Genomic DNA, 20,776 nt, shown 5'->3' with positions numbered 1-20,776 from the left:
CCACGCAGATGCGCACCGTGCTTCTTCGCTTCGCGCTCGCGACGCTCGTGCTCGCGGGATGCGGGCTCACCCCACCGGGTGAGATCGTCTTCATCCCGCTCACCGATCCGCTGCTGGCGCAGCAGGTCGTCGACGTCGACGCGACCACCGGTGAAGTGCGCTCGTGGGCGAGCGCGCCGCTCGACTCCGAGGACGACCGCTGGATCCCCTACCCCGGTCGCGTCCGCATCCAGGTCGATCACGATCTCGGTCGCGCGCCCAACGGCGTGCTCGTCTATCTCTCGTTCACCGAGGACGGGCGCACGCCTGCGCTCGCTGCCGGTGACCTCGCGCGCATCGAGGTCTCGAACGAGGAGCACGTCGTCGTGTGGAACGACACGAACGGGAACTACTTCGCGCGGGTGGTCGTCTTCTGACGTCTCCGCCATGACCCCGTACCGCACGTTCGAGCACGACACCTACAACGAGCGCAGCGCCGCGCTGCTCCGCTCGGTCGGCATCGTGGTCGTGCTGCTCTCCGTCGGCGGGCTCGCGCTCGCCCTGCGCAACTGGGTCGGACTGCTCTTCTCCGTCGCCGGGCTCGCGGCGTGCGCCGGCTGGGTCGCGCTCGTGGGCCGCTCTCGGCGTCGCGCGCGCGGCACCGTCTCGCTCCGGCTCGAGCCCGACGCGCTCCGCCTCGCCGACGGCGCGACCACGATCGAGCTCCCGTGGTCCGACGTCTCCGACGTCGCGGTCGACGAGGATCGCCTCGACGTCCGCATCACGCGCCGCGACGGCGATCCGCTGCGCATCGAGCCCATGTTCCGCGGCGCCTCGGTCTACGATCTCGCCGACGCGATCTGCGCGGCGTGGCGCGCGTCCACCTCCGCGACCGACCGTTCGGGCAGGTAAGCCCCGCTCACAGCGGCATGGCGAGCCGCCGCGGCGGGAACGATGCTGCGAGGACGGTGCGCGGCGCTCGCCACCGGTTACACTCGCTCTCGCTTTTTTCGCGAGGAGACCGTGGCAGATCCCTTCGATCCCGACTCCGGCGTCATCACCGAGACGCGGTCCGAGAAGAAGGTGCAGCGGCCGCGCATGTACCGCGTGCTGCTTCACAACGACGACTACACGACGCGCGAATTCGTCGTCGAAGTCCTCAAGTCCGTGTTCCGCCACACCGACGCGGAGGCGGTCCGCGTGATGCTGCACGTCCACTACAACGGCGTCGGCGTCGCGGGAGTGTTCACGCGCGAGGTCGCGGAGACCAAGATCGCGATCGTCGAGCGGCTCGCCAAGGAGCGCGAGTACCCGCTGCGTCTCTCGATGGAGCCCGAAGAGGACGACGACGGCGACAAGAAGTAGAGGTCGGCGCGCATCGACGAACGAGACCGCCGCCTTAGAGAAGAAGCCTCAGGAGAACGATGGCCACTCCGATGATCGCGAAGGAGCTGCAGGCGACGCTGCGCAAGGCCTACGAAGAGGCTCGTCGCATGCGGCACGAGTTCGTGACGCTCGAGCACCTGCTGCTCGCGCTGTGTGATGACCCCAAGGCCGCGAAGGCGCTGGACGCCTGTCGCGCGAACCGACACAAGCTCCGCAAGTCGCTCGCCGAGTGGCTCGAGAACCACCTCGAGGCCGTGCCCGACGAGGACGGCGACGAGCTCCAGCCGCACCAGACCATCGCCGTCGAGCGCGTGCTCCAGCGCGCCGCGATCCACGCGATCTCGTCCGAGATGAAGCAGATCGACGGCGGAAGCGTGCTCGTGCAGCTCTTCCACGAGCGCGACTCGCAGGCGGTCTACCTGCTCTCGCAGCAGGGCGTCTCGCAGTTCGATCTCAAGCGCTACGTGAGCCACGGCGCCGGCCCCGAGGGCGACGCGTCGGGCGCTGGGTCTTTCGGAGAAGGGGAAGAGGACGAGAGCGACGACGCGGGCCTCGGCGACGAGGACGAGGAAGGCGGCGGCGCCGCGCGCGATCCGCTCAAGGCCTACACCGTCGATCTCAACGCCGAGGCGCGCGAGGGCCGCATCGATCCGCTGATCGGTCGCGACCTCGAGCTCGAGCGCACCATCCAGGTGCTCTGCCGGCGCCGCAAGAACAACCCGGTGTTCGTCGGTGAGCCGGGCGTCGGCAAGACGGCGATCGCCGAGGGCCTCGCGCTGCACATCGTCGAGGGCAAGGTCCCCGAGGTGCTGCGCGGCGCGACGATCTACTCGCTCGACATGGGCTCGCTGCTCGCGGGCACGAAGTACCGCGGCCAGTTCGAGGAGCGCCTCAAGGGCGTCATCAAGAAGCTCCAGGAGCACGAGGACGCGATCCTCTTCATCGACGAGATCCACACGATCGTCGGCGCCGGCGCGACGACCGGCTCGTCGATGGACGCGTCGAACATCCTCAAGCCCGCGCTCGCGAGCGGGAAGCTGCGCTGCATCGGCAGCACGACGTTCCAGGAGTACAAGGGCAGCTTCGAGCGCGACCGCGCGCTCGCGCGCCGCTTCCAGAAGATCGACATCGGCGAGCCCAGCATCGACGACTCGATCCTCATCCTCGAGGGGCTGCGCTCTCGCTACGAAGAGCACCACGGCGTGAAGTACCTGCCGGGCACGATCGAGGCCTCGGTGAAGCTCTCGGCGAAGCACATCGTCGAGCGGCTCCTGCCGGACAAGGCGATCGACGTCATCGACGAGGCGGGCGCGCAGGATCGCATGCGCAACGAGCGCACCCGCGAGGTCACGCTCCGCGACATCGAGCGCGTGGTCGCGAAGATGGCGCGCATCCCCGAGAAGACCGTCTCGGCGGGCGAGCAGGAGCGCCTGCGCGACATCGAGGCGGACCTCAAGCGCGTCGTGTACGGACAGGACGACGCGATCGCGAAGATCGCGAGCGCGATCAAGCTGTCGCGCGCGGGCCTGCGCACCGGCGACAAGCCGATCGGCAACTTCCTCTTCAGCGGCCCCACCGGCGTCGGCAAGACCGAGCTGGCGCGGCAGCTCGCGAAGACGCTCGGCGTCGAGCTCATCCGCTTCGACATGAGCGAGTACCAGGAGCGCCACACCGTCTCGCGCCTCATCGGCGCGCCGCCGGGCTACGTCGGGTTCGATCAGGGCGGCCTGCTCACCGACGCGATCCGCAAGCAGCCGTACGCCGTGCTGCTGCTCGACGAGATCGAGAAGGCGCACCCCGATCTCTTCAACGTGCTGCTCCAGGTGATGGACCACGCGACGCTGACCGACAACAACGGTCGCAAGGCGGATTTCCGCAACGTCGTGCTCATCATGACGACCAACGCGGGCGCGCAGGACATGGCGAAGCGCGCGCTCGGCTTCGGCGCGGGCGTGGAAGGCGCGGATCTCAGCAAGGCGAAGCAGGCGATCGAGCGCACGTTCTCGCCCGAGTTCCGCAACCGGCTCGACGCGTGGGTGCTCTTCGGCGGGCTCTCGCGCGACGTGATCCTCAAGGTCGTCGACAAGGAGGTCGGCCTTCTTCGCGCGCAGATCGCGGAGAAGAAGATCGAGCTCGAGCTCACGAGCGCAGCGCGCGAGTGGCTCGCCGACAAGGGCTACGACCCCGCGTTCGGCGCGCGTCCGATGGGCCGCACCGTCGAGCAGTTCCTCAAGAAGCCGCTCGCGGAGGCGCTGCTCTTCGGGCCGCTCAAGGAAGGCGGCACGGTGGTCTTCGACGTGGTCGAGAAGGACGGCGAGACGACCGTCGCGCCGAAGTTCGTCGACGTGAAGACGACCATCGAAGCATGATCGTCACGGCCCGTCCGTGCCGGTCTATCTGCTGACGAAAGAGCTGGTGTTCCCGCCGCCCGAGGGCGCTTCGCCCGAGGGCGTCGTAGCCATCGGCGGCGATCTGAGCCCGGAGCGGCTGCTGCTCGCATACGCGCAGGGGATCTTCCCCTGGCCCAGCGAGGGCATGCCGCTCCTGTGGTTCTCGCCCGAGCCCCGCTTCGTGCTCGAGCCGTCGAGCGCGCACGTCCCGCGCTCGCTGCGCAAGCGCGCGAAGAAGGGAGACTTCGAGATCCGCTGCGACACCGCGTTCACGCAGGTGATCACCGGGTGCAAGCGCGCGTATCGCCCCGGTCAGCGCGGCACGTGGATCACGCGCGAGATGGTGCGCGGCTACGAGCGCCTCTTCGAGCTCGGCTACGCGCACAGCATCGAGTGCTGGATGAACGGCGTGCTCGCGGGCGGCCTCTACGGCGTGTCGCTCGGCGGGATGTTCTTCGGCGAGTCGATGTTCGCGGAGGCGCCCGACGCATCGAAGCTCGCGTTCGCGACGCTGCTCGGCAACCTGGTGCACTGGGGCTACGACCTCGTCGACTGCCAGGTCCACACCGAGCACCTCGAGCGCTTCGGCGCCGAGGACTGGCCGCGGAAGAGGTTCCTCGACGTGCTCCACCGCTCGCTCGCGAAGGAGACGCGACGCGGGAAGTGGACGTTCGAGCTCGACGCGGTCGACGCGATCGCGAAGCTCCGCGAGGGCTGACGCCGAGACGCGAAGATCTCGGTCGTTTTCGACTCGTTCGCGCCCGAGGGCGCTGATAGCTTCGCGGCCAAATGAGACCAGGCAGTTACGTGGTCGCGGGATTGACCGCAGCGTCCTCACTCGTGCTCGCCGGATGCGTCATGTCGCTCTACGACTGGCGCTCGGCCGTTACCCAGACTGCGTCGATCCGGCACTCGTGCCCGCGCGAGCAGATCGCGATCGTCAACGACCACTCGCAGAACGGCTACTCGCGAATCGTCGAGATGGACGTCTGCGGCGAGCGGCGCGTGTATCAGGATCTCGGCGGAACCGAGGGACACGCGTGGATCGACCAGACGCCAGCAGCTCCCGCGGAGCGCGGTGATGCAGGGTGCCGCGAGGTAGCAACCCAAACTCCTCAGTCCGAGAGCCTGTTCGCCGCAACGGTCCGCGCGCGAATCGCCGAGCGCGCAAGTGCGATCCTCGTCTGCACGGACGCGCCCGTGGCCGTCGAGGCTCGCTGGGGAGCAGCAAGCTCGACCAGCGTGGCACTCGGCGCCCGTGGCGTGTCGGACCTCACCATCGACCAGTGCATCAGTGCTGCGATCGGTGTGATCGACGTGCCGCCGGGGACCCCTCCCGGGCAGCTGCTGCATCCCGTCGCCAACTGACGCGCGTACGATGCGACGCGATGCGCTCGAGCGACACCTTCTTGGGCGATTTCGACGCATTCCTGCGCGAGACACTGGCGCTACCGGCACTGGGGACCCGCACGATCGTGCGACTCGTCTATCGACCGACATTCGCCACTGAGATCGCGCTCGTCATCGAGCGCGACGACGAGAGCCGGGCGACGGTCACCGCGCACACGCTCGACCGCTCGGCGTACGGCTGCTTCCATGCCCGCCGGTTCGGCACGACGCGCCCGGATCGAGCCGATGACTGGATCGCGCCGCAGCTCCTCCGCGAGCGCTTCGTGCTCAGCGGAGCGGACGCCCTCGCGCGCGACGTGCACGCGCGCAGCGCGCTGCCCGAGGTGATCGAGCACGGTCCGAATGTCGTGTGCATCGACGGGATGATCATCGAGCTCGAGACCGCCACGCGTCGCTGGTTCCGTCGCGCTTGCGAGAGGAACGACCCGTGCGTCGCGCTGGCGCGACGCCTGCTCGGTCTCGCGTGGCAGCGCGCCGAGACCGATGCGCGCGACCGACTACTCGGCGCGCTGCGTCACTTCGACTGAGCGCGGTCACGGCGGAACTGGCGCGGGCAGCTCGACCATCTCGACGTCGCCGTCGCGCGCGACGAGATCGACCTCGTCGCCTTCGATCCGCATCACGAGCACCGCGCCCGTCCCGCGCTCCCGCATCTCGAGCCGCGGAGGATCGCCCGCGATCCGCGGGCGATCGAACCCCGTCGGGAACCACGTCTGCCCGAACCGCTCGAACGCGTCCCCGCGCCGGCGGTACGCGACGAGCACGTAGTCGCCCGGCGCCTCCTCCCGCACCAAGACGCGGATCGGGACTCCGTCATCGTCTTCGAAGGCCAAGACCTCGGCGCCAATCGACGCGCTCAGCGCATCCAGCCCCCGCTCGTCGGTACGCAGCGCAGCGGGCGTCCGCCCCGCTCGCAGCTCGCTCTCGTGGTGCACCGCATACGCGAGCAGGGCAGCGACCGCGACCAGCGCGATCACGAGCGCACGCGGATCGAAGTGCAGTCCGCCGCCACGTTCGTGCTCGGGCCCGCCCTCTTCGCTCACAGCGTCTTCACGCGCCCTGAGGGCGCCCCCTGCTCTCTCAACCCGCGCCACAACTCGCGCGGATCGCGCCCCGTCGCCGCGATCACCTCCCACTCGAGCGACTCCTCCTCCGGCTGCGCGATCAGCACCACCTGCACCGGCTGCTCTCGCTCGAACCGGGCGATGTCCACCTCGCTCGCGCCCGCTGCGCGCGCCATCGCGACGAAGTCGACGCGCAGGTACCGCAGCGCGAACCACATCAGGTGGTACCAGGCGTGCGGCAGCGCGAGCACGCGCCGCGTCACCTCGATCCAATCCGCGTACGCCAGCGTCGTCCACACGAACGCCGTCGCGTGCTCCGCGCCGTGCACCGGCTTCGCGGTCGACTTCGTCGCCATCGCCGCGACCATCAGCGGGATCGCGCCGACGTCCGCGACCTTTGCCGCGTATCGCGCCCCGACGTCCTCCTCCTGGTTCCAGCTCGCGATGATCCGCGCGAGCAGCGCCTCCGCGCTCACCACCACGCGGCGATCTCCGCGCGGTACACGTACGCCAGGCCCGCGCACGCGAAGAACACCACGCTGAACGCCAGCGCGAACGGGTCGAAGCGCAGGTCCGCCGGTGACTGCTTCACGACCCCGAGTCTACTTCGCACGCCTGGTGCGCGCCGACCTCGCCCGCTTCCTCGTCGGTGCACGCGCGCCATCCCCGGCCCAGCGACACCCCCGACGCGGCCCACCATCGCGCGCCCGTCTCCTCGTCCACCACGCACGTCGGCTCGAGCACCGGCTCCTGATCGGCGCGCGCGCAGATCGAGACTTCCTCCTCGACCGTGCACGCGCGCGCCACGTCGACGGCGCGCGCGCTCAGCACGTAGCACTCCGAGGGACACCCGTTCTCGCCGATCCACGCGTCCTGACACGGCGTCCCACACGCGCAGAGCGCCATCGCGATCGCCCACGCTCGCATCGCGCTCACGAAGAGCACGCGCCGCGCCTCCGTCTCCGAGCGCGGTCTCCCTCACTCCGGATCGCTCGCGTAGGCTCGCGCGCATGGCATCGAAGATGGTCTCGGATCGCATCGCGTCGGCGCGCGCGGTGCAGGGCTCCCTCGAACAGAACGCGGACGCGATCGCGACACGCATCGCCGCGCGGTTGCGCCCGCACCTTCGTCCCGGTGAGCGCATGCCCGACGTCGCGCTCCTCGCGCAGCTGATGGGCCGCGACATCGCGGCGCGCGCCGACGCGATGCAGCGCGCCGACCGCGCCCACGACGTCGAGCTCGCGGACGACGCCGGCCCGCGCAGCGCGCGCGACGAGCGCGCCGCCGAGGTGCGCGAGGTCTACGTCGATCTCCGCAACACCGTGCTCTCGGCGTACCCCGAGGAGGCGCTCTCGCTGCTGCACCTGCGCGAGCCCGCGTCGAGCGTCCCGAGCGTCCTCGCCGAGCAAGCGCACGCCACGCGCGCGGCGCTGCTCGATGCGTCGATCAAGCTGCCGAAGCCGCGCCGCAAGGGCACCAAGCTCGACCGCGACGACTACGCGCAGGAGCTCGGCGAGAGCGCGCTCGCGCTCTCGAAGGCGCTCGCCGACATCGAGCGCGAGACGAAGGAAGCCGACGTCGCGCTCGCCGCGAAGACCAGCGCGATCGACGCGTTCGACGACGCCTTCGGGCTCGAGGTCCCCGCGCTCTCGTCGCTCTACGCGCTCGCCGAGCAAGAGGTGCTCGCCGCGAAGCTCCGGGTGAACCCGAAGAAGCGCGGAACGCTCGTGGGGACGCCGGGAGGCGACCCCGCGACGCCGAACGACGGCGATCCCGGCGAGGAGTGAATTCCGCGGCGACGAATCGCCTCCGGCGGGCGCCGGAGGCGATCCGCGAATCGCGACACGCAGTCGGGCGGTAATTTCGGCGATCCGCGGGCCCCGAATCGCCTCCGCCGACCGCCGGAGGCGATGGCGCGCCGCAGAATCGCCTCCAGCGGGCGCTGGACGTGATTCGTCGCTGCAGAATCGCGATCCGCGGCCGAAAACGGGGTTCTCGATGAGAGTCGACGTGCTCGCGGTCGAGCGAGAGGACGAGGACGGCCCGCGCTGGGCCGTGATGTCGACGGCGCTCGGCCGGGCGCGGCTGCGCGTCCATCCGCGCTGCGCGTCGCCCGCGCTCGGCGCGCAGTCGATCGAGCTCGACGTGGACGAGCGGCTGGAGCTCGGCGGCAACGCCCAGCGGACCGACGAGCGATCGCCGCGATGGACGCAGCACGACGACGCGATCGAGTGGATCGGCTCGGTCGAGGAAGTCGAGGACGAGGGGCTCGTCTACCTGCGGCTCGCGCCCGATTGCCTCGTGACGATCGAGGCAGCGCCCGATGCGTTCGTCGCGGGCGAGTGGCTGCACCTCGCGCTGCGCGCACGCTCCGTCACGGTCTGCGCGTTCGGCGTGTAGCGCGGCGGGCGCGTCTGGTAACGTCGCGCGCCATGAAACCAGGGACGTTCTCCGTCGCCGCGTTGGCGATCACCCTCTCGCTCTCGATCGCCGGTTGTTACGACTGGCGGCGCGGCGTGACCGAGACCGCGTCGGTCCAGCACTCGTGCCCGCCCGAGCGGATCCGGATCCTGAACGACAACGGCAACGGCTTCGCGCGCACCGTGCAGATGGACGTCTGCGGCGAGCGCCGGGTGTACCAGGACGTCGGCGGAGCCCAGGGGTTCGTCTGGGTCGATCAGACGCCGGTGAGCGCCGGCGGCGAGAGCGCGCCGCGGGCCACGGCATCGGCGCCCCCGCCGCGGAGCGCCCCGCCTCCCGCGACGACGTCGATCTCGACCCAGAGCGAGAGCCCGTTCGCGACGACCGTGCGCGCGCGACTGCAGGATCGCGCGAGCGCGATCGTCACGTGCACCGGCGGGCCGGTCGCGATCCAGGCGCGCTGGGCGCCGACGTCCCCGACCGTCGAGCTCGCGGCGCGCGGCGTCAGCGATCCCGCGGTCGCGCAGTGCATCGGTGCGGTCGTCGGCGCGATCGAGGTGCCCGCCGGGACGCCTGCCGGCGAGCTGCTGCACCCGATCACGAACTGACGCGCGCTCTCCACGCCGCGGCGTGGAGAGCGCTTGGCGCGTCAGCGGCTCGCGATGCGCGTCAGGTGGCGCACCAGCGTGGGCACCTCCGAGAAGAACGGCGAGTGATCGGTGCGCATGCGCAGCACCTCCTCGCACGGCGTCGCGGCGACCATCGCGCGCTGGGCCGCGATCGAGATCGCCTGGTCCTCGAGGCACTCGACGTAGAACCGGCGCACGCTGCCGAAGCCCTCGCTCGTGAGCGAGAGCGGCGTGACGATCGGCGCGAGCGGGTTGACCTTCAGCAGCGAGCGCGCGAGCTGCACGTGGGCGTCGCTGCACCGGTGATAGAAGATGTCGCGGATCTCCGAGCGCCGGACGTCGATCGTGCCGGCGCCGGGATCGGGCAGGAGGTTCGGCGTCGCGAGCGAGCCCGCGTCGGTCGACGCGACGTCGAAGAGCGACTGTCCGTCGCGCAGCAGGAACGCCGTGAGGTAGACGAGCTTGTCGATCTTCTCCGGCAGCGCCTCGGCGACCGTCGAGATCACGACGCCGCCCATGCTGTGGCCGACGAGGACGACCGGCTCGTCGAGCGCGTCGATCACCGAGATGACGCGGCTCGCGTAGTCGTCGAGCGTGACCGTGCCGGGCGGCGCGGCGTCGATGCCGTGCGAGGGCAGATCGACGACCGTCACGCGGTGCCCCCAGCGCTCGAGCTCGGGCACGACCTCGTACCAACACCAGGCGCCGTGCCACGCGCCGTGCACCAGCACGAAGTGCGCGCCGCGACCGTGCCCACCACCGCGATGCGCGTGCGCGCGCGATGTGCCCAGCGCCGCGGCGCCGGTCATCGCGGCGGTCGCGGCCGCCAGCTCCACGAACTGCCTGCGGGATGTCCCCTTCGTTCCTTCTTCGCTCATCGGCGCTCCTTTCGTCGTCATCGCAGCGGCGCGGCCGTGCCCGACTTGCGCCGCACCTCGTAGAGCAGCGTGCGGAGCATCGGCAGCGACGCCTTGCGGCGCTCCTCGAGCCACGCGACGCCCGCGTCCTCGTCGGCGAGGAAGCCCATCTCGTAGTTCGGGCTGCGGTGCATCCACGAGAACACCGTCAGCACGCCGCGCAGCATCGCGTTGCTGTTCACGAACGCGACGTGCGGGTCGTAGTCGGGCGCGCCGGTGAGCTCGGTGAGCCGCGCGCGGGTGCGCGCGTCGGGGCGCTCGAAGTCGTTCGCGAGGAGCATGATCGCGGGGCGCGCCCCGAGCTTCTTCGACCACCCGATGACGTCCTCGACGTCCTTCAGGTGCTGGTCCCACTCCGCCGCCGTCGGGCGGCTCGGATACCAGACCGCCAGCCCGAGCCGCTCGTCCCTCGCGCTCACGTACATTCCGCTCGCCTCCCCGGTGCGTCGCGTCTCGAGACGGCGACTTCCGGACGAGGCTAACAAAAACGAATCAGCGTTCGCAGAGGGCCCGGCGCACTTCGCTGCGCGCGTCGCAGCGGCGCACCGGATCGTTCGTGCCGACGAGGAAGCGCAGCGCGATCACGTTGCGCTGCGCTTCTTCGTCGCCGATGCGGCGGTAGCACGCGAGCGCCTCGCTCCACGCGCCGCGGCGCATCGCGAGCGCCGCGCGGGCCCGCCACGCGTCGAGCTCGTCGGGCGTCCTGCGCGTCAGCTCACGCAGCGCGCGCGCGGCCTCGTCCATCGCGCCCATGCGCTCGAGCGTCTCCGCGAGGCCGACCCACAACGGGCCGTGATCGGGGCGTCGCGTCACGCCGGCCTCGAACGCGCTGCGCGCATCGCCGAGCGCGTCGCGCTCGAGGAAGACGCGCCCCAGCCGCTCGTACGAGAGCGCGTCGTCGGGATCGGCAGCGATCGCGTCGCGATACCACCCGATCGCCGAGCCTCGATCTCCCGCGGCGCGCAGCGAATCGCCTTGCGCACGGTGCTGGGCGGCGATCTCCTCGCGCGACGCGCGCATGTCGCGCTGTGCCTCGATCCGAGCAGGAGCGATCGCGATCAGGAAGAGCGCTGCGATCACGCGGGCCACCCGGGGGTCATGACACGCGAGAACCCGGGTCGCGACGCGCGTGGGGTCTGTCTATACTGCGCCGATTTTTCGCCCGGAGCGCCCGTGAACCGTCGTGCCTTGATCGATCAGAAGCGCATCGCGCCCTACGTGGCGTTCGTCCTGTCGGGCGCGTCGAGCCTGATCTTCCAGACGATCTGGACCCGCATGCTGCACCACGTGTTCGGCGCGACCTCGGTCGCGATCAGCACGGTGCTCACGGTGTTCATGGCGGGCCTGGGGCTCGGCACCTGGATCGCGGGGCGCTTCGCGCATCGCATCAAGCACCCGATCTTCGCGTACGCGATCGCCGAGGTCGGCGTGGCGATCTGGGGCTTGCTGATCCCGTTCATGGTCGCGTCGGACGGCTGGCTCGCCGACGTGAACGCATTCCTCCGGCAGTCACTGGGCGCCGAGAGCACGACGTTCATGATCGCGCGCTTCCTGTGCGTCGTGCCGATCCTGCTCGTGCCCACGACGCTGATGGGCACGTCGCTACCCCTGCTCTCGCAGCACTTCGCGCGCACCGAGAAGGACCCCGAGGTCGTCAGCGCGTACGTCGGCACGCTCTACTCGGTGAACACGTTCGGCGCGGCGTGCGGCCCGCTGCTCTCGGCGTTCGTGCTGATGCCGAACGTCGGCCTCGGGATCACGAACGTGGTCGCGTGCTCGCTGAACCTCACGCTCGCGCTGCTGATCGTGGCGTTCCGCGAGCCGCTGATCGGCAGCAAGTGGGGCAGCGGTCAGAAGATCGAGTTCCTGCCGGGCAAGGAGCCGGTGGCTGACGAGCCCGCGCCCGAGCCGGTCGCGGTGAGCGAGCTTGAGCCCGCGGAAGCCGCGCCCGCGAAGAAGAAAAAGAAGAAGAGCGCGGAGGCCGCGGCGAAGGTCGACGCGCCGGTCGCGAGCGCGGAGCGCGAGGTCTGGATCCCGCCGATCGCGCGCAAGATGGCGTTCATCGCGTTCGCGCTGAGCGGCGCGGCGGCGCTCTGTTACGAGGTCGTCTGGTCGCGCGCGCTCGCGATGACGATCGGCTCGTCGATCTACTCGTTCGCGCTGATCCTCGAGACGTTCCTCATCGGCATCGCGAGCGGCTCGGCGGCGATGAGCGCGCTGATGTCGCGCGGTCGCGCGCCGCTCGGCGGCATCGGTGTCGCGGCGTCGCTCCTCACGCTGATCGCGATGGCGCCGTGGGCGATCGACATCCAGATCGGCGACGGGCGCACGCACGGCGGCGACATCCCGACGTGGATCGCGGTGTCCGTGCTGCCGCTCGTGCTGATCGTGCTCGTCGCGGTGTACGGCATCCGCAAGGCGCAGCAGGAGCAGGCGCTCGTCGAGATGGCGGACGTGCGCACGACGCGTCCCGACGCGTTCGCCGCGCCCGGCGTGATCATGCTGCTGGTCCCGCTGACCTGCGCGATCCTGAACGCGGCGTACTTCTCGTACGGGTACCTGCCGAAGATCCTCGCGTCGGTCGTCGCGTCGCTCTGCATCATGCTCGGCTGCGCGATCTCGCTGCGCCGTCATCCGGTGCTGCTGCTCGCGATCATCCAGCTGCTGATCGCGGGCGCGACGACGGTCTCGTACGTGTGGCAGGACGAGATCCCGTACGCGTTCGCGCAGCTCGTCGTGTCGATCGGGGACCTGCCCGATCACGTCGGCACGGTGCAGCTCTTCATGTTCTTCACCGCGGCGCTCTGCACGCTGCCGGCGACGCTGGGCATGGGCGCGATGTTCCCGCTCACGCTGCGCGTGTGGACCGCGGGAGGCAGCGGCGTCGCGCGCGACGTCGCGACCGTCTACACCGGCAACACGCTGGGCTCGATCGTGGGCTCGTGGCTGCCGGGCTTCGTGCTGCTCCCGCTGATCGGCATGGAGCGCACGCTGCACGTCGGCATCGCGCTGAACATGCTGCTCGCGCTCGGCATGCTGATCGCGGGCGCGGCGGAGCCCGACACGGAGACCGAGGCGGACAAGGCGAAGCCGCGCACGAAGATCTCGCCGATCGTGTCGCTGATCGTGCCGCTCGTGATCCTCGCGGTCGCGACCGGCGTGGGCCTGTGGATGGTCGGTGACGACGCCGCGATCCGCACCGCGATCGGCCTCGGCGCGGGCGCGACGGCGCTCTTGATCGTCGGGCTCTGGGGCCTGCTGCGCGTCTCCGAGCGCGACCGCGCCGATCGGAACGTGAAGCCGCCGACCTCGGCCGAGCTGCCGACGTGGCACGCGGTGACGGTCTACGTGCTCTCGCCCGCGATCCCCGCGCTGCTCGCGCTGCTCTACGTGGGCACCCACCGCCCCGACTCGATCATGCGGTGGAACCTCACCCAGATGACGCTCGGCGTGTTCCGCGTGTCGCTCGCGGAAGGGATGCTCGATCCCGAGTCGTGGGGTCAGCCCGATCTCGTCTACTACCACGACGGTCTGAGCACGACGGTCTCGGTCGAGCGCTGGGGACGCCACTACGCGCTGAAGAACAACGGCAAGGTCGACGCCTCGAACGGCGACGACATGCCGACGCAGATCACGGTCGCGGCCTACCCGCTGCTGATGCACCAGAACGGCCCGCAGGATCTCGACGTCGCGGTGGTCGGCTTCGGCTCGGGCGTCAGCGTCGGCACCGCGCTCTCGTTCCCGGTGCGCACCGTCGACGTGATCGAGCTCGAGCGCGCGATCCCCGAGGCGGCGCGCTTCTTCCAGGACGTGAACTTCCTCGAGTACACGCGCGACACGTTCCCCTACGTCGAGATGGATCGCCTCGAGATCATCAACGACGACGGGCGCAACTACCTCGCGTCGACCGATCGCCAGTACGACGTGATCATCAGCGAGCCGTCGAACCCCTGGATCACCGGCGTCAGCGATCTGTTCACGGTCGATCACTTCCGCATCACGAAGCGGCGGCTCCGTCCGGGCGGCATCTACTGCCAGTGGGTGCAGCTCTACGAGATGAGCCCGGAGAACATCAAGACGATCTACCGGACGTTCGCGTCGCAGTACCGCTACGTCGTGGTGCTCGCGGCGGACGATCGCTCGAGCGACACGGTGATGCTCGGCTCGGACGCGCCGCTCACGTTCGATCTCGAGCGCATGCAGCGCGTGTGGGAGACCCCGCAGGTCGCGGACCGGATGACGGTGCACGACCAGCTCGAGCGCGCGTACCTGCACTCGCCGTTCGACATGCTCGCGCGCGTGCTGCTCTCGTCGAAGGACGAGATCGAGGTCTACACGCAGATCGAGCGCCGCCAGCGCGGCGGTGAGTGGCACGTCGACTACGCGTCGACGAACACCGGCACCTGCGACGCGCCCGGCTGCGTGCGCGAGCCGGTGGTGCTCAACACCGACGACAACGCGCGCATCGAGTTCGCGGCGCCGCGCGATCTGATCGGCTTCGAGCGCTTCGAGGGCTACCTCGCGACGATCTACTCGCCGGAGTGGCCCTTCGGTCGCCTCGAGGATCACGTGCGCGGCTTCGGCGAGGGCGACGCGCGCGCGCGCAACCTCGCGGAGCTCGCGATGTCGCTGATCGGCCACGGGCGCTACGAGGTCGCGGCGCACTTCATCGAGCTCTCGCAGCAGGCGGGACGCGCGAGAGAGACCGCGGTCGCGCTCGAGGTGCTGACGTACTTGCTCTCGAGCGAGCACGAGCCGCGGGTGCGCATCGAGGAGCCGGTGCCCGGGCCCGAGATGGATCGCGCGAGCGCGGAGCAGCTGGTGCGCGGCTTCGAGCGGGTGCGCTCGGCGATCGATCGCGCGCAGTGGGGCGCGGCGCTCGGCGCGATGGAGGACATCCCGTCGCCGCTGCGCATGCACAGCGGCCCGGCGATGCGCTTCCTCTACGGCTACCTGCTCTACAAGGCGGCCGACGGATCGTTCGCGCAGTACCGCGCGGCCGCGGAGCAGTTCGACGATCTGATCCGCACCGACGAGGACTACGTCACCTCGCACCCCGAGGTGTTCTACTTCCTCGCGCGCTCGCGAGACTCGCAGGGCGAGTACAGCGAGGCGCTCGACAACATGCGCCTCTACGTCGAAGCGCGGCTCACGTCGTCGCACGCCGACGCCCTCGAGGCGCCCGAGGCGCCCGAGGGCGAGGCGCCCGCGAGCGACGCGGCGGGCGAGTCGGACAAGACCGAGCACGACGACGCGACGCGCGGGTGAGCACTGGCGGGAGTGCTCGTCCCGCTGGTCCCGGACGGAAGCGCGCGAAGCATGCGGACGGCAGGGACCGGCGGGCGAGCCGATGTTCGACACCCCGTGATCCGGGGATGCGCGCACCGCGCAGGCCGGATCACGCGCGCGGCGCGGATCACCTGAGAGTCTGCACAGGACGCTGCGCACTCGGTCCGAGTGCGTAGCCCGCTGCGCAGCGATCGCGGCACCGAATGCGAAACCTGGTACGCAGCGCACGTGAAACCGGCCGGTCGGCCGGATGAAACTGCGGCCTAAGTGCCTGAAAATACACGTTCATCGCGTCCACAAGGCCCGTGGCACGTGTGGTGCTCAAGGGGCGGCCCGAGGAGGACGAAGACTTCATGAGCCAGCCGACCGCCAGCAGCGCCCCCCAACAGCAGGGCCCGCGCGCGCTGCGCATCCTCGCGAAGTCGGTGTTCCGCGAGCTGAAGAGCAGCGGCTACAGCCGCTCCGACATCGTCGCGTTCGCGACCGAGATGCTCGCCCTGGTGACCACCGATCTGCGCGAAGAGGCTCCGTCGGAAGAGATCGCAGCCGCCGAGTGACGCTCGGCGCGCGATCCCCGCGAGCATGACGAAGGGAGCCCACGGGCTCCCTTCTTCGTTCCGTCCTTCAGCCGACCCGCGCGAGGCGCGCCGCGCTCGAGTACGCCTCGTGCGGCGAGCGCGCGGGATCGTCGAGCTCGACGAGCGACGAGCGCAGCTGTGCCGGCTCGTGCGTGGGCGGCAGCGACGTGACCACGCGCGGCGTCGTCGAGAACGTCGAGATCCACAGATCGCGCACCGTCTCGAGCGGCGTCGTGAAGCCGCGCTGACCGATCAGCGCGCGCGAGGTCGCGAGCGCGGCGCCCGTCATCCACGCGAGGTTCGCGCGCAGCGGTCCGGTGCGCCCGTGGTGCCGCGCGAAGTAGCGCGCACGCGACTCGAAGTAGTAGCGAGGCAGGCGCTTCGGCATGCCCTCGCGCGTCGAGAACCCCGACGATCCACCGCCGAGATGGATCACGCGCGCGCTCGGCCAGTAGAGCATCTTCCAGCCCGCGGCGCGCACGCGGCGGCAGTAGTCGGCGTCCTCGAAGTACATGAAGAAGCCCTCGTCGAGCCCGCCGATCTCGGCGAGCACCTCGCGGCGCACGAGCACGCACGCGAAGCCGAGCCACTGCGGGTGGAACGGGCGCTCCGCGCTCGCGACCGGCGTGGGCACGCGCACCCTCGAAAGGAGGCGCGACACGATGCCGGTGCTCGCCGCGACCTCCAGCTCCGAGATGGGCGTGTGATCGCGGAACGCGCTCACGTCGAGCTCGCCGTCCGCGGTGTCGAAGCGCGGTCCGACGAGGCCCGCTTCGGGATGCGCGCGCATCCCCGCGACGAGCGCGTCGAGCGCGCCGTGCGAGACGATCGTGTCGCTGTTGAGCAGCACGTACGCCTCGGCGGGACAGTGCACGCGCGCGTGGCGCAGCCCGAAGTTGTTGCCCGCGGCAAACCCTCCGTTGACGGGCGAGCGCAGCACCGTGGCCCAATCGCTCCAACCGCGCTCCTCGATCGCGCGGTCGATGGCATCCGCGGAGCCGTCGCCCGACGCGTTGTCGACGACCAGGACGCGACGGCGCGCACCGATCTGCGGCGCGAGCGACGCGATGCAATCGAGCGTCAGCTCGGGCGTCCGGTAGTTGAGGACGACGATCGTCAGCTCGAACGGAATCACGCGCACACTCCTCCTTCGCGTCCTTCGCGCGCCACGCCGCTCGCGCGGCGCGTCCCTCGTGAGGTGGTCGAGCGAGCCACGCTCGTGCCCCGCGCCGCGCCGTGGCTTGGCGCGAACGAGGGGTCACGACGGCAGCGAAGCAGCGAGCTCATCCGGTCCTCCGCATCAGATGGGCACGTATCGCGCCGGAGTCATCCGTCGGAGCCCGCGGGCGCACCACGCCACACGGACTTCTTGCGCGACACGCCCAACCAGCTGAGCAATCGCCGGGCCCTCGCGTCGCTCCCGAGCGCGCGTCCACGACACGGCACACACGACACGGCGTCCGCGCTCACAAGCCCCAGGAACGGGGGTCACGCGCGCGCCTCGCCTCGCGCTCGCTCGTGGCTCGCACGCCACGATCGAGAGGCGTGCTGGCACGCGAGGAGTGGGCTCCGCGGCCTCGGGGCCTACCTTGACCGCGCCGAAGGGCGAGGGCTAGATTCCGCGCCCCTTCGGCAATCCCAGCATTTCACGCGTCGATCGAGCCGTTCTCGGGCGCGACGCGCGAGGGATCGAGAAGGCATCCCGAAGGAACACAGGAGTCGAATCATGGCGACCCGCATCGCGATCAACGGCTTCGGCCGAATCGGACGTTGCGTCACGCGCGTCCTCGTGGACACCAAGAACGCGGACCTCGAGCTGGTCGCGATCAACGACCTGACGGATCCCGCGACGCTCGCGCACCTGCTCAAGTACGACTCGGTGCACGGCCGCTTCGACGCGTCGGTCGAGGCGGGCAGCGACTCGATCTCGGTGAACGGCAAGAAGATCCCGATCTTCGCGAAGAAGGATCCGGGCGAGCTGCCGTGGAAGGACCTCGGCGTCGACATCGTGCTCGAGTGCACGGGCCGCTTCCGCGACAAGGCGGGCGGCGAGAAGCACATCGGCGCGGGCGCGAAGCGCGTGATCATCAGCGCGCCCGGCGAGAAGGACATCGACGGGACGTTCTGCATCGGGATCAACAGCGACAAGTACGACCCGAGCAAGCACCGCATCGTGTCGAACGCGTCGTGCACGACGAACTGCCTCGCGCCGATCACGAAGGTCATCCACGAGGCGTTCGGGGTGATCAAGGGTCACATGGTGACGGTCCACTCGTACACGAACGACCAGAACCTGCTCGACCTCCCGCACAAGGATCTGCGCCGCGCGCGCGCGGCCGCGCTCTCGATGATCCCGTCGACGACCGGTGCGGCGAAGGCGATCGGCCTCGTGATGCCGGAGCTCAAGGGCAAGCTCGACGGCACGTCGATCCGCGTGCCCACGCCGAACGTGTCGCTCACCTGCCTCACCGCGCACGTGAGCAAGAAGGTGACGAAGGAAGAAGTAAACGCGGCGCTCGAGGCCGCGGCGAACGGCGCGCTCAAGGGCATCCTCGGCTTCGAGAAGCAGCCGCTCGTGTCGAGCGACTACATCGGCGATCCGCGCAGCTCGATCGTCGACGCGGCGCAGACCTCGGTGGTCGGTGACGACCTCGTCGAGGTGCACAGCTGGTACGACAACGAGTGGGGCTTCTCGCACCGCATGGTCGACCTCACCGCGCTCATCGCGAAGAAGGGCGTCTGAACATGTCGCTCGAGGGGATTCGCAGCGTTCGTGATCTTCCGGTCGAAGGACGGCGCGTGTTCGTGCGCGTCGACTTCAACGTGCCGCTCGAGGGAGGCAAGGTCGGCGACGACACGCGCATCCGCGCGGCGATCCCGACGCTGCGTCATCTCCTCGAGCGCGGTGCGCGCGTGGTAGTCGCGTCGCACCTCGGCCGTCCGAAGGGCGCGCCCGATCCGAAGTACTCGATGGAGCCCGCGGCGCAGAAGCTCGCGGAGCTGATGGGCGTCGAGGTGCTGCTCGCGGACGACTGCGTGGGCGATGGTCCGCGCAAGGTCGTGCAGGATCTCCGCGAGGGGCAGATCGCGTGCCTCGAGAACCTCCGCTTCCACGCGGAGGAAGAGAAGAACGACGCGCAGTTCGCGGCGGAGCTCGCGAAGCTCGGCGACGTGTACGTGAACGACGCGTTCGGCGCGGCGCATCGCGCGCACGCGTCGGTCGCGGCGCTGCCGAAGCAGATCCGTGATCGCGGCGCCGGCTTCCTGATGGAGGCCGAGCTCGACGCGCTCGGGAAGATCAGCAAGGGCGAGGTGCAGCGGCCCTACGTCGCGGTGCTCGGCGGCGCGAAGGTGAGCGACAAGCTCGCGGTGCTCGAGGCGCTGCTGCAGAAGGTCGACGCACTGATCATCGGCGGCGCGATGGCGAACACGTTCCTCGCGGCCAAGGGCGCGTCGATGGGCAAGAGCCTCGTCGAGCAGGACAAGCTCGCGCTGGCGCGGACGATCATGACGCGCGCGGGCGAGCGCAAGGTGGACCTGCTGCTCCCGGACGACTTCGTGGTCGGCACGGGACTCGACGCGACGTCGGGGCGCGCGGCGCTGCCCGACGAGATCGGCGCCGAGGAGATGGCGCTCGACATCGGGCCGAAGAGCGTCGAGGCGTTCTCGAAGAAGCTGCGCGGCGCGAAGACGGTGTTCTGGAACGGCCCGATGGGCCTGTTCGAGAACGAGGCGTTCGCTGCGGGCACGCGCGCGATCGCGAAGACGATGAGCGAGCTGTCGGGCGCGTTCACCGTCGTCGGCGGTGGCGACAGCGTCGCGGCGGTGCAGGAGACCGGTCTCGCCGACAAGTTCGGGCACGTGTCGACCGGCGGTGGCGCGTCGCTCGAGCTGCTCGAGGGACGCAAGCTGCCCGGCGTGGACGCGCTGCGATGAGCGCGCGGAAGAAGCTGGTCGCGGGCAACTGGAAGCTCCACCACGATCGCGCGGCGAGCGTCGAGCTCGCGAAGGCGATCGCGGCGGGGCTTCCGTCCTCGCAGGTCGAGGTCGTGATCGCGCCGGTGTTCACGTCGCTCGACGTGGTCCGGGGCGCGATCGCGGGGACGTCGATCGGGCTGAGCGCGCAGGACCTGCACTGGGACGACTCGGGTGCGTTCACGGGCGAGGTCTCGGCCCCGCTCCTGAAGGACGTCGGCTGCACCCACGTGATCATCGGGCACTCCGAGCGGCGTCAGCTCTTCGGCGAGACCGACGATCGCGTGAGCAAGAAGCTCGGCGCCGCGCTGAAGCACGGGCTCGTGCCGATCGTGTGCGTCGGTGAGACGCTCGAGGAGCGCGAGGCCGGACGCACGCTCGAGGTCGTGCTCGGGCAGATCGACGCGGCGCTCGCGGGCATCACGAAGGACGCGCTCGCGGGCATCGTGATCGCGTACGAGCCGGTGTGGGCGATCGGGACCGGGAAGGTCGCGAAGTCGTCGGACGCGCAGGAGGTCCAGGCGGCGATCCGCAAGCGCATGAGCGAGCGGATCGACGCGGGCGCGGCGCAGAAGACGCGCATTCTGTACGGCGGGAGCGTGAAGCCGGACAACGCGGCGGAGCTGATGGCGCAGCCCGACGTGGACGGCGCGCTGGTCGGCGGCGCGTCGCTGAAGGCCGCTTCGTTCCTCGCGATCGTGAAGGGTGCCCTGCCCGCTTCGTGAGGAAGCTGGAACG

22 protein-coding genes are annotated in these 20,776 nt (G+C 70.2%); 15 read left to right on the top strand and 7 right to left on the bottom strand.

Going from position 1 to position 20,776, the window contains the following annotated elements; genetic code table 11:
• Positions 1 to 8: 8 nt before the first annotated feature.
• The 7 genes from DB32_RS19635 to DB32_RS19605 all read left to right on the top strand — a co-directional run bounded on the left by DB32_RS19635 (position 9) and on the right by DB32_RS19605 (position 5,692).
• A complete protein-coding gene (locus DB32_RS19635) occupies positions 9 to 416 on the top strand; it encodes a hypothetical protein (RefSeq protein ID WP_053234094.1) in 408 nt (135 codons plus the stop codon).
• Between the two features lie 10 nt (positions 417 to 426).
• The gene (locus tag DB32_RS19630) at positions 427 to 891 is read left to right on the top strand and encodes a hypothetical protein (protein ID WP_053234091.1); all 465 of its coding nucleotides are present in this window, start codon (positions 427 to 429) and stop codon (positions 889 to 891) included.
• A 111-nt stretch (positions 892 to 1,002) separates the two neighbouring features.
• Positions 1,003 to 1,344: an ATP-dependent Clp protease adaptor ClpS gene (locus tag DB32_RS19625; protein WP_053234090.1), complete on the top strand. Its 342-nt coding sequence runs from the start codon at positions 1,003 to 1,005 to the stop codon at positions 1,342 to 1,344.
• Between the two features lie 59 nt (positions 1,345 to 1,403).
• A complete protein-coding gene (gene clpA, locus DB32_RS19620; protein WP_053234089.1) occupies positions 1,404 to 3,734 on the top strand; it encodes an ATP-dependent Clp protease ATP-binding subunit ClpA in 2,331 nt (776 codons plus the stop codon).
• A 16-nt stretch (positions 3,735 to 3,750) separates the two neighbouring features.
• The gene (gene aat / locus DB32_RS19615) at positions 3,751 to 4,473 is read left to right on the top strand and encodes a leucyl/phenylalanyl-tRNA--protein transferase (RefSeq protein WP_053234088.1); all 723 of its coding nucleotides are present in this window, start codon (positions 3,751 to 3,753) and stop codon (positions 4,471 to 4,473) included.
• Positions 4,474 to 4,613: 140 nt separating this feature from the next.
• Complete coding sequence (locus tag DB32_RS19610; RefSeq protein ID WP_053234086.1) at positions 4,614 to 5,123, top strand: hypothetical protein; 510 nt, start codon at positions 4,614 to 4,616, stop codon at positions 5,121 to 5,123.
• 20 nt (positions 5,124 to 5,143) lie between these two features.
• Complete coding sequence (locus DB32_RS19605; protein WP_053234084.1) at positions 5,144 to 5,692, top strand: hypothetical protein; 549 nt, start codon at positions 5,144 to 5,146, stop codon at positions 5,690 to 5,692.
• Positions 5,693 to 5,698: 6 nt separating this feature from the next.
• Here DB32_RS19605 and DB32_RS19600 read toward each other — a convergent pair whose 3' ends face one another.
• The 3 genes from DB32_RS19600 to DB32_RS19590 all read right to left on the bottom strand — a co-directional run bounded on the left by DB32_RS19600 (position 5,699) and on the right by DB32_RS19590 (position 7,156).
• Entirely contained in the window at positions 5,699 to 6,208 is a 510-nt protein-coding gene (locus DB32_RS19600) for a hypothetical protein (RefSeq protein WP_053234081.1), read from the bottom strand.
• Positions 6,205 to 6,711 (bottom strand): hypothetical protein, encoded by a 507-nt coding sequence (locus DB32_RS19595; RefSeq protein ID WP_053234079.1) that lies wholly within the window; start codon positions 6,709 to 6,711, stop codon positions 6,205 to 6,207. Before DB32_RS19595 ends, DB32_RS19600 begins: the two co-directional genes overlap by 4 nt.
• A gap of 106 nt (positions 6,712 to 6,817) precedes the next feature.
• Positions 6,818 to 7,156, bottom strand: a complete 339-nt coding sequence (locus tag DB32_RS19590; protein WP_157069194.1) for a hypothetical protein — start codon at positions 7,154 to 7,156, stop codon at positions 6,818 to 6,820.
• Between the two features lie 83 nt (positions 7,157 to 7,239).
• Here DB32_RS19590 and DB32_RS19585 point away from each other — a divergent pair, with 83 nt between their 5' ends.
• From DB32_RS19585 to DB32_RS19575, 3 genes are all read left to right on the top strand, one after another.
• Positions 7,240 to 8,016: a hypothetical protein gene (locus DB32_RS19585; RefSeq protein ID WP_053234074.1), complete on the top strand. Its 777-nt coding sequence runs from the start codon at positions 7,240 to 7,242 to the stop codon at positions 8,014 to 8,016.
• Positions 8,017 to 8,227: 211 nt separating this feature from the next.
• Positions 8,228 to 8,629 (top strand): hypothetical protein, encoded by a 402-nt coding sequence (locus DB32_RS19580; RefSeq protein WP_053234072.1) that lies wholly within the window; start codon positions 8,228 to 8,230, stop codon positions 8,627 to 8,629.
• Positions 8,630 to 8,661: 32 nt separating this feature from the next.
• Complete coding sequence (locus DB32_RS19575) at positions 8,662 to 9,258, top strand: hypothetical protein (RefSeq protein ID WP_157069193.1); 597 nt, start codon at positions 8,662 to 8,664, stop codon at positions 9,256 to 9,258.
• Positions 9,259 to 9,299: 41 nt separating this feature from the next.
• Here the strand turns inward: DB32_RS19575 and DB32_RS19570 are convergent, their stop codons facing one another.
• The 3 genes from DB32_RS19570 to DB32_RS19560 all read right to left on the bottom strand — a co-directional run bounded on the left by DB32_RS19570 (position 9,300) and on the right by DB32_RS19560 (position 11,285).
• Positions 9,300 to 10,157, bottom strand: coding sequence for an alpha/beta fold hydrolase (locus DB32_RS19570; protein ID WP_169791488.1), 858 nt, complete (start codon positions 10,155 to 10,157; stop codon positions 9,300 to 9,302).
• 17 nt (positions 10,158 to 10,174) lie between these two features.
• Entirely contained in the window at positions 10,175 to 10,615 is a 441-nt protein-coding gene (locus DB32_RS19565; protein ID WP_157069192.1) for a hypothetical protein, read from the bottom strand.
• A 73-nt stretch (positions 10,616 to 10,688) separates the two neighbouring features.
• The gene (locus DB32_RS19560) at positions 10,689 to 11,285 is read right to left on the bottom strand and encodes a tetratricopeptide repeat protein (RefSeq protein ID WP_157069191.1); all 597 of its coding nucleotides are present in this window, start codon (positions 11,283 to 11,285) and stop codon (positions 10,689 to 10,691) included.
• Between the two features lie 84 nt (positions 11,286 to 11,369).
• Between DB32_RS19560 and DB32_RS19555 the strand changes: the two genes are divergently transcribed.
• Together DB32_RS19555 and DB32_RS19550 are read left to right on the top strand one after the other, a co-directional pair.
• Complete coding sequence (locus tag DB32_RS19555; RefSeq protein WP_169791487.1) at positions 11,370 to 15,464, top strand: spermine/spermidine synthase domain-containing protein; 4,095 nt, start codon at positions 11,370 to 11,372, stop codon at positions 15,462 to 15,464.
• Positions 15,465 to 15,799: 335 nt separating this feature from the next.
• A complete protein-coding gene (locus DB32_RS19550; RefSeq protein ID WP_053234060.1) occupies positions 15,800 to 16,042 on the top strand; it encodes a hypothetical protein in 243 nt (80 codons plus the stop codon).
• A gap of 67 nt (positions 16,043 to 16,109) precedes the next feature.
• Here DB32_RS19550 and DB32_RS19545 read toward each other — a convergent pair whose 3' ends face one another.
• On the bottom strand, positions 16,110 to 17,198 hold the full coding sequence (locus tag DB32_RS19545) for a glycosyltransferase family 2 protein (protein WP_169791486.1): 1,089 nt from the start codon (positions 17,196 to 17,198) through the stop codon (positions 16,110 to 16,112).
• Positions 17,199 to 17,789: 591 nt separating this feature from the next.
• Here DB32_RS19545 and gap point away from each other — a divergent pair.
• From gap to tpiA, 3 genes are read left to right on the top strand one after another with little or no spacing between them, the layout of a single operon-like run.
• Positions 17,790 to 18,806 carry a type I glyceraldehyde-3-phosphate dehydrogenase gene (gene gap / locus DB32_RS19540; RefSeq protein WP_053234055.1) on the top strand — a complete coding sequence of 339 codons (1,017 nt, stop codon included), beginning with the start codon at positions 17,790 to 17,792 and terminating at the stop codon, positions 18,804 to 18,806.
• A gap of 2 nt (positions 18,807 to 18,808) precedes the next feature.
• Positions 18,809 to 19,999, top strand: coding sequence for a phosphoglycerate kinase (locus DB32_RS19535; protein ID WP_053234053.1), 1,191 nt, complete (start codon positions 18,809 to 18,811; stop codon positions 19,997 to 19,999).
• On the top strand, positions 19,996 to 20,763 hold the full coding sequence (gene tpiA, locus DB32_RS19530; RefSeq protein ID WP_053234051.1) for a triose-phosphate isomerase: 768 nt from the start codon (positions 19,996 to 19,998) through the stop codon (positions 20,761 to 20,763). Before DB32_RS19535 ends, tpiA begins: the two co-directional genes overlap by 4 nt.
• Positions 20,764 to 20,776: the final 13 nt, after the last annotated feature.

The organism is Sandaracinus amylolyticus (assembly GCF_000737325.1).
Lineage (GTDB): Bacteria > Myxococcota_A > Polyangia > Polyangiales > Sandaracinaceae > Sandaracinus > Sandaracinus amylolyticus.
The sequence above is the reverse complement of the archived record's forward strand: the minus strand, read 5'-3'. Positions and strand labels throughout refer to the sequence as shown.

Bases quoted from the DNA above. Each gene is read 5' to 3' on its own strand.
- DB32_RS19635 (WP_053234094.1), top strand. From the start codon at position 9: ATGCGCACCGTGCTTCTTCGCTTCGCGCTCGCGACGCTCGTGCTCGCG.
- DB32_RS19580 (WP_053234072.1), top strand. From the start codon at position 8,228: ATGAGAGTCGACGTGCTCGCGGTCGAGCGAGAGGACGAGGACGGCCCG.
- DB32_RS19605 (WP_053234084.1), top strand. From the start codon at position 5,144: ATGCGCTCGAGCGACACCTTCTTGGGCGATTTCGACGCATTCCTGCGC.
- tpiA (WP_053234051.1), top strand. From the start codon at position 19,996: ATGAGCGCGCGGAAGAAGCTGGTCGCGGGCAACTGGAAGCTCCACCAC.
- DB32_RS19535 (WP_053234053.1), top strand. From the start codon at position 18,809: ATGTCGCTCGAGGGGATTCGCAGCGTTCGTGATCTTCCGGTCGAAGGA.
- DB32_RS19630 (WP_053234091.1), top strand. From the start codon at position 427: ATGACCCCGTACCGCACGTTCGAGCACGACACCTACAACGAGCGCAGC.
- DB32_RS19575 (WP_157069193.1), top strand. From the start codon at position 8,662: ATGAAACCAGGGACGTTCTCCGTCGCCGCGTTGGCGATCACCCTCTCG.
- DB32_RS19590 (WP_157069194.1), bottom strand. From the start codon at position 7,156: ATGCGAGCGTGGGCGATCGCGATGGCGCTCTGCGCGTGTGGGACGCCG.
- gap (WP_053234055.1), top strand. From the start codon at position 17,790: ATGGCGACCCGCATCGCGATCAACGGCTTCGGCCGAATCGGACGTTGC.
- DB32_RS19570 (WP_169791488.1), bottom strand. From the start codon at position 10,157: ATGAGCGAAGAAGGAACGAAGGGGACATCCCGCAGGCAGTTCGTGGAG.
- DB32_RS19610 (WP_053234086.1), top strand. From the start codon at position 4,614: ATGTCGCTCTACGACTGGCGCTCGGCCGTTACCCAGACTGCGTCGATC.
- DB32_RS19585 (WP_053234074.1), top strand. From the start codon at position 7,240: ATGGCATCGAAGATGGTCTCGGATCGCATCGCGTCGGCGCGCGCGGTG.
- clpA (WP_053234089.1), top strand. From the start codon at position 1,404: ATGGCCACTCCGATGATCGCGAAGGAGCTGCAGGCGACGCTGCGCAAG.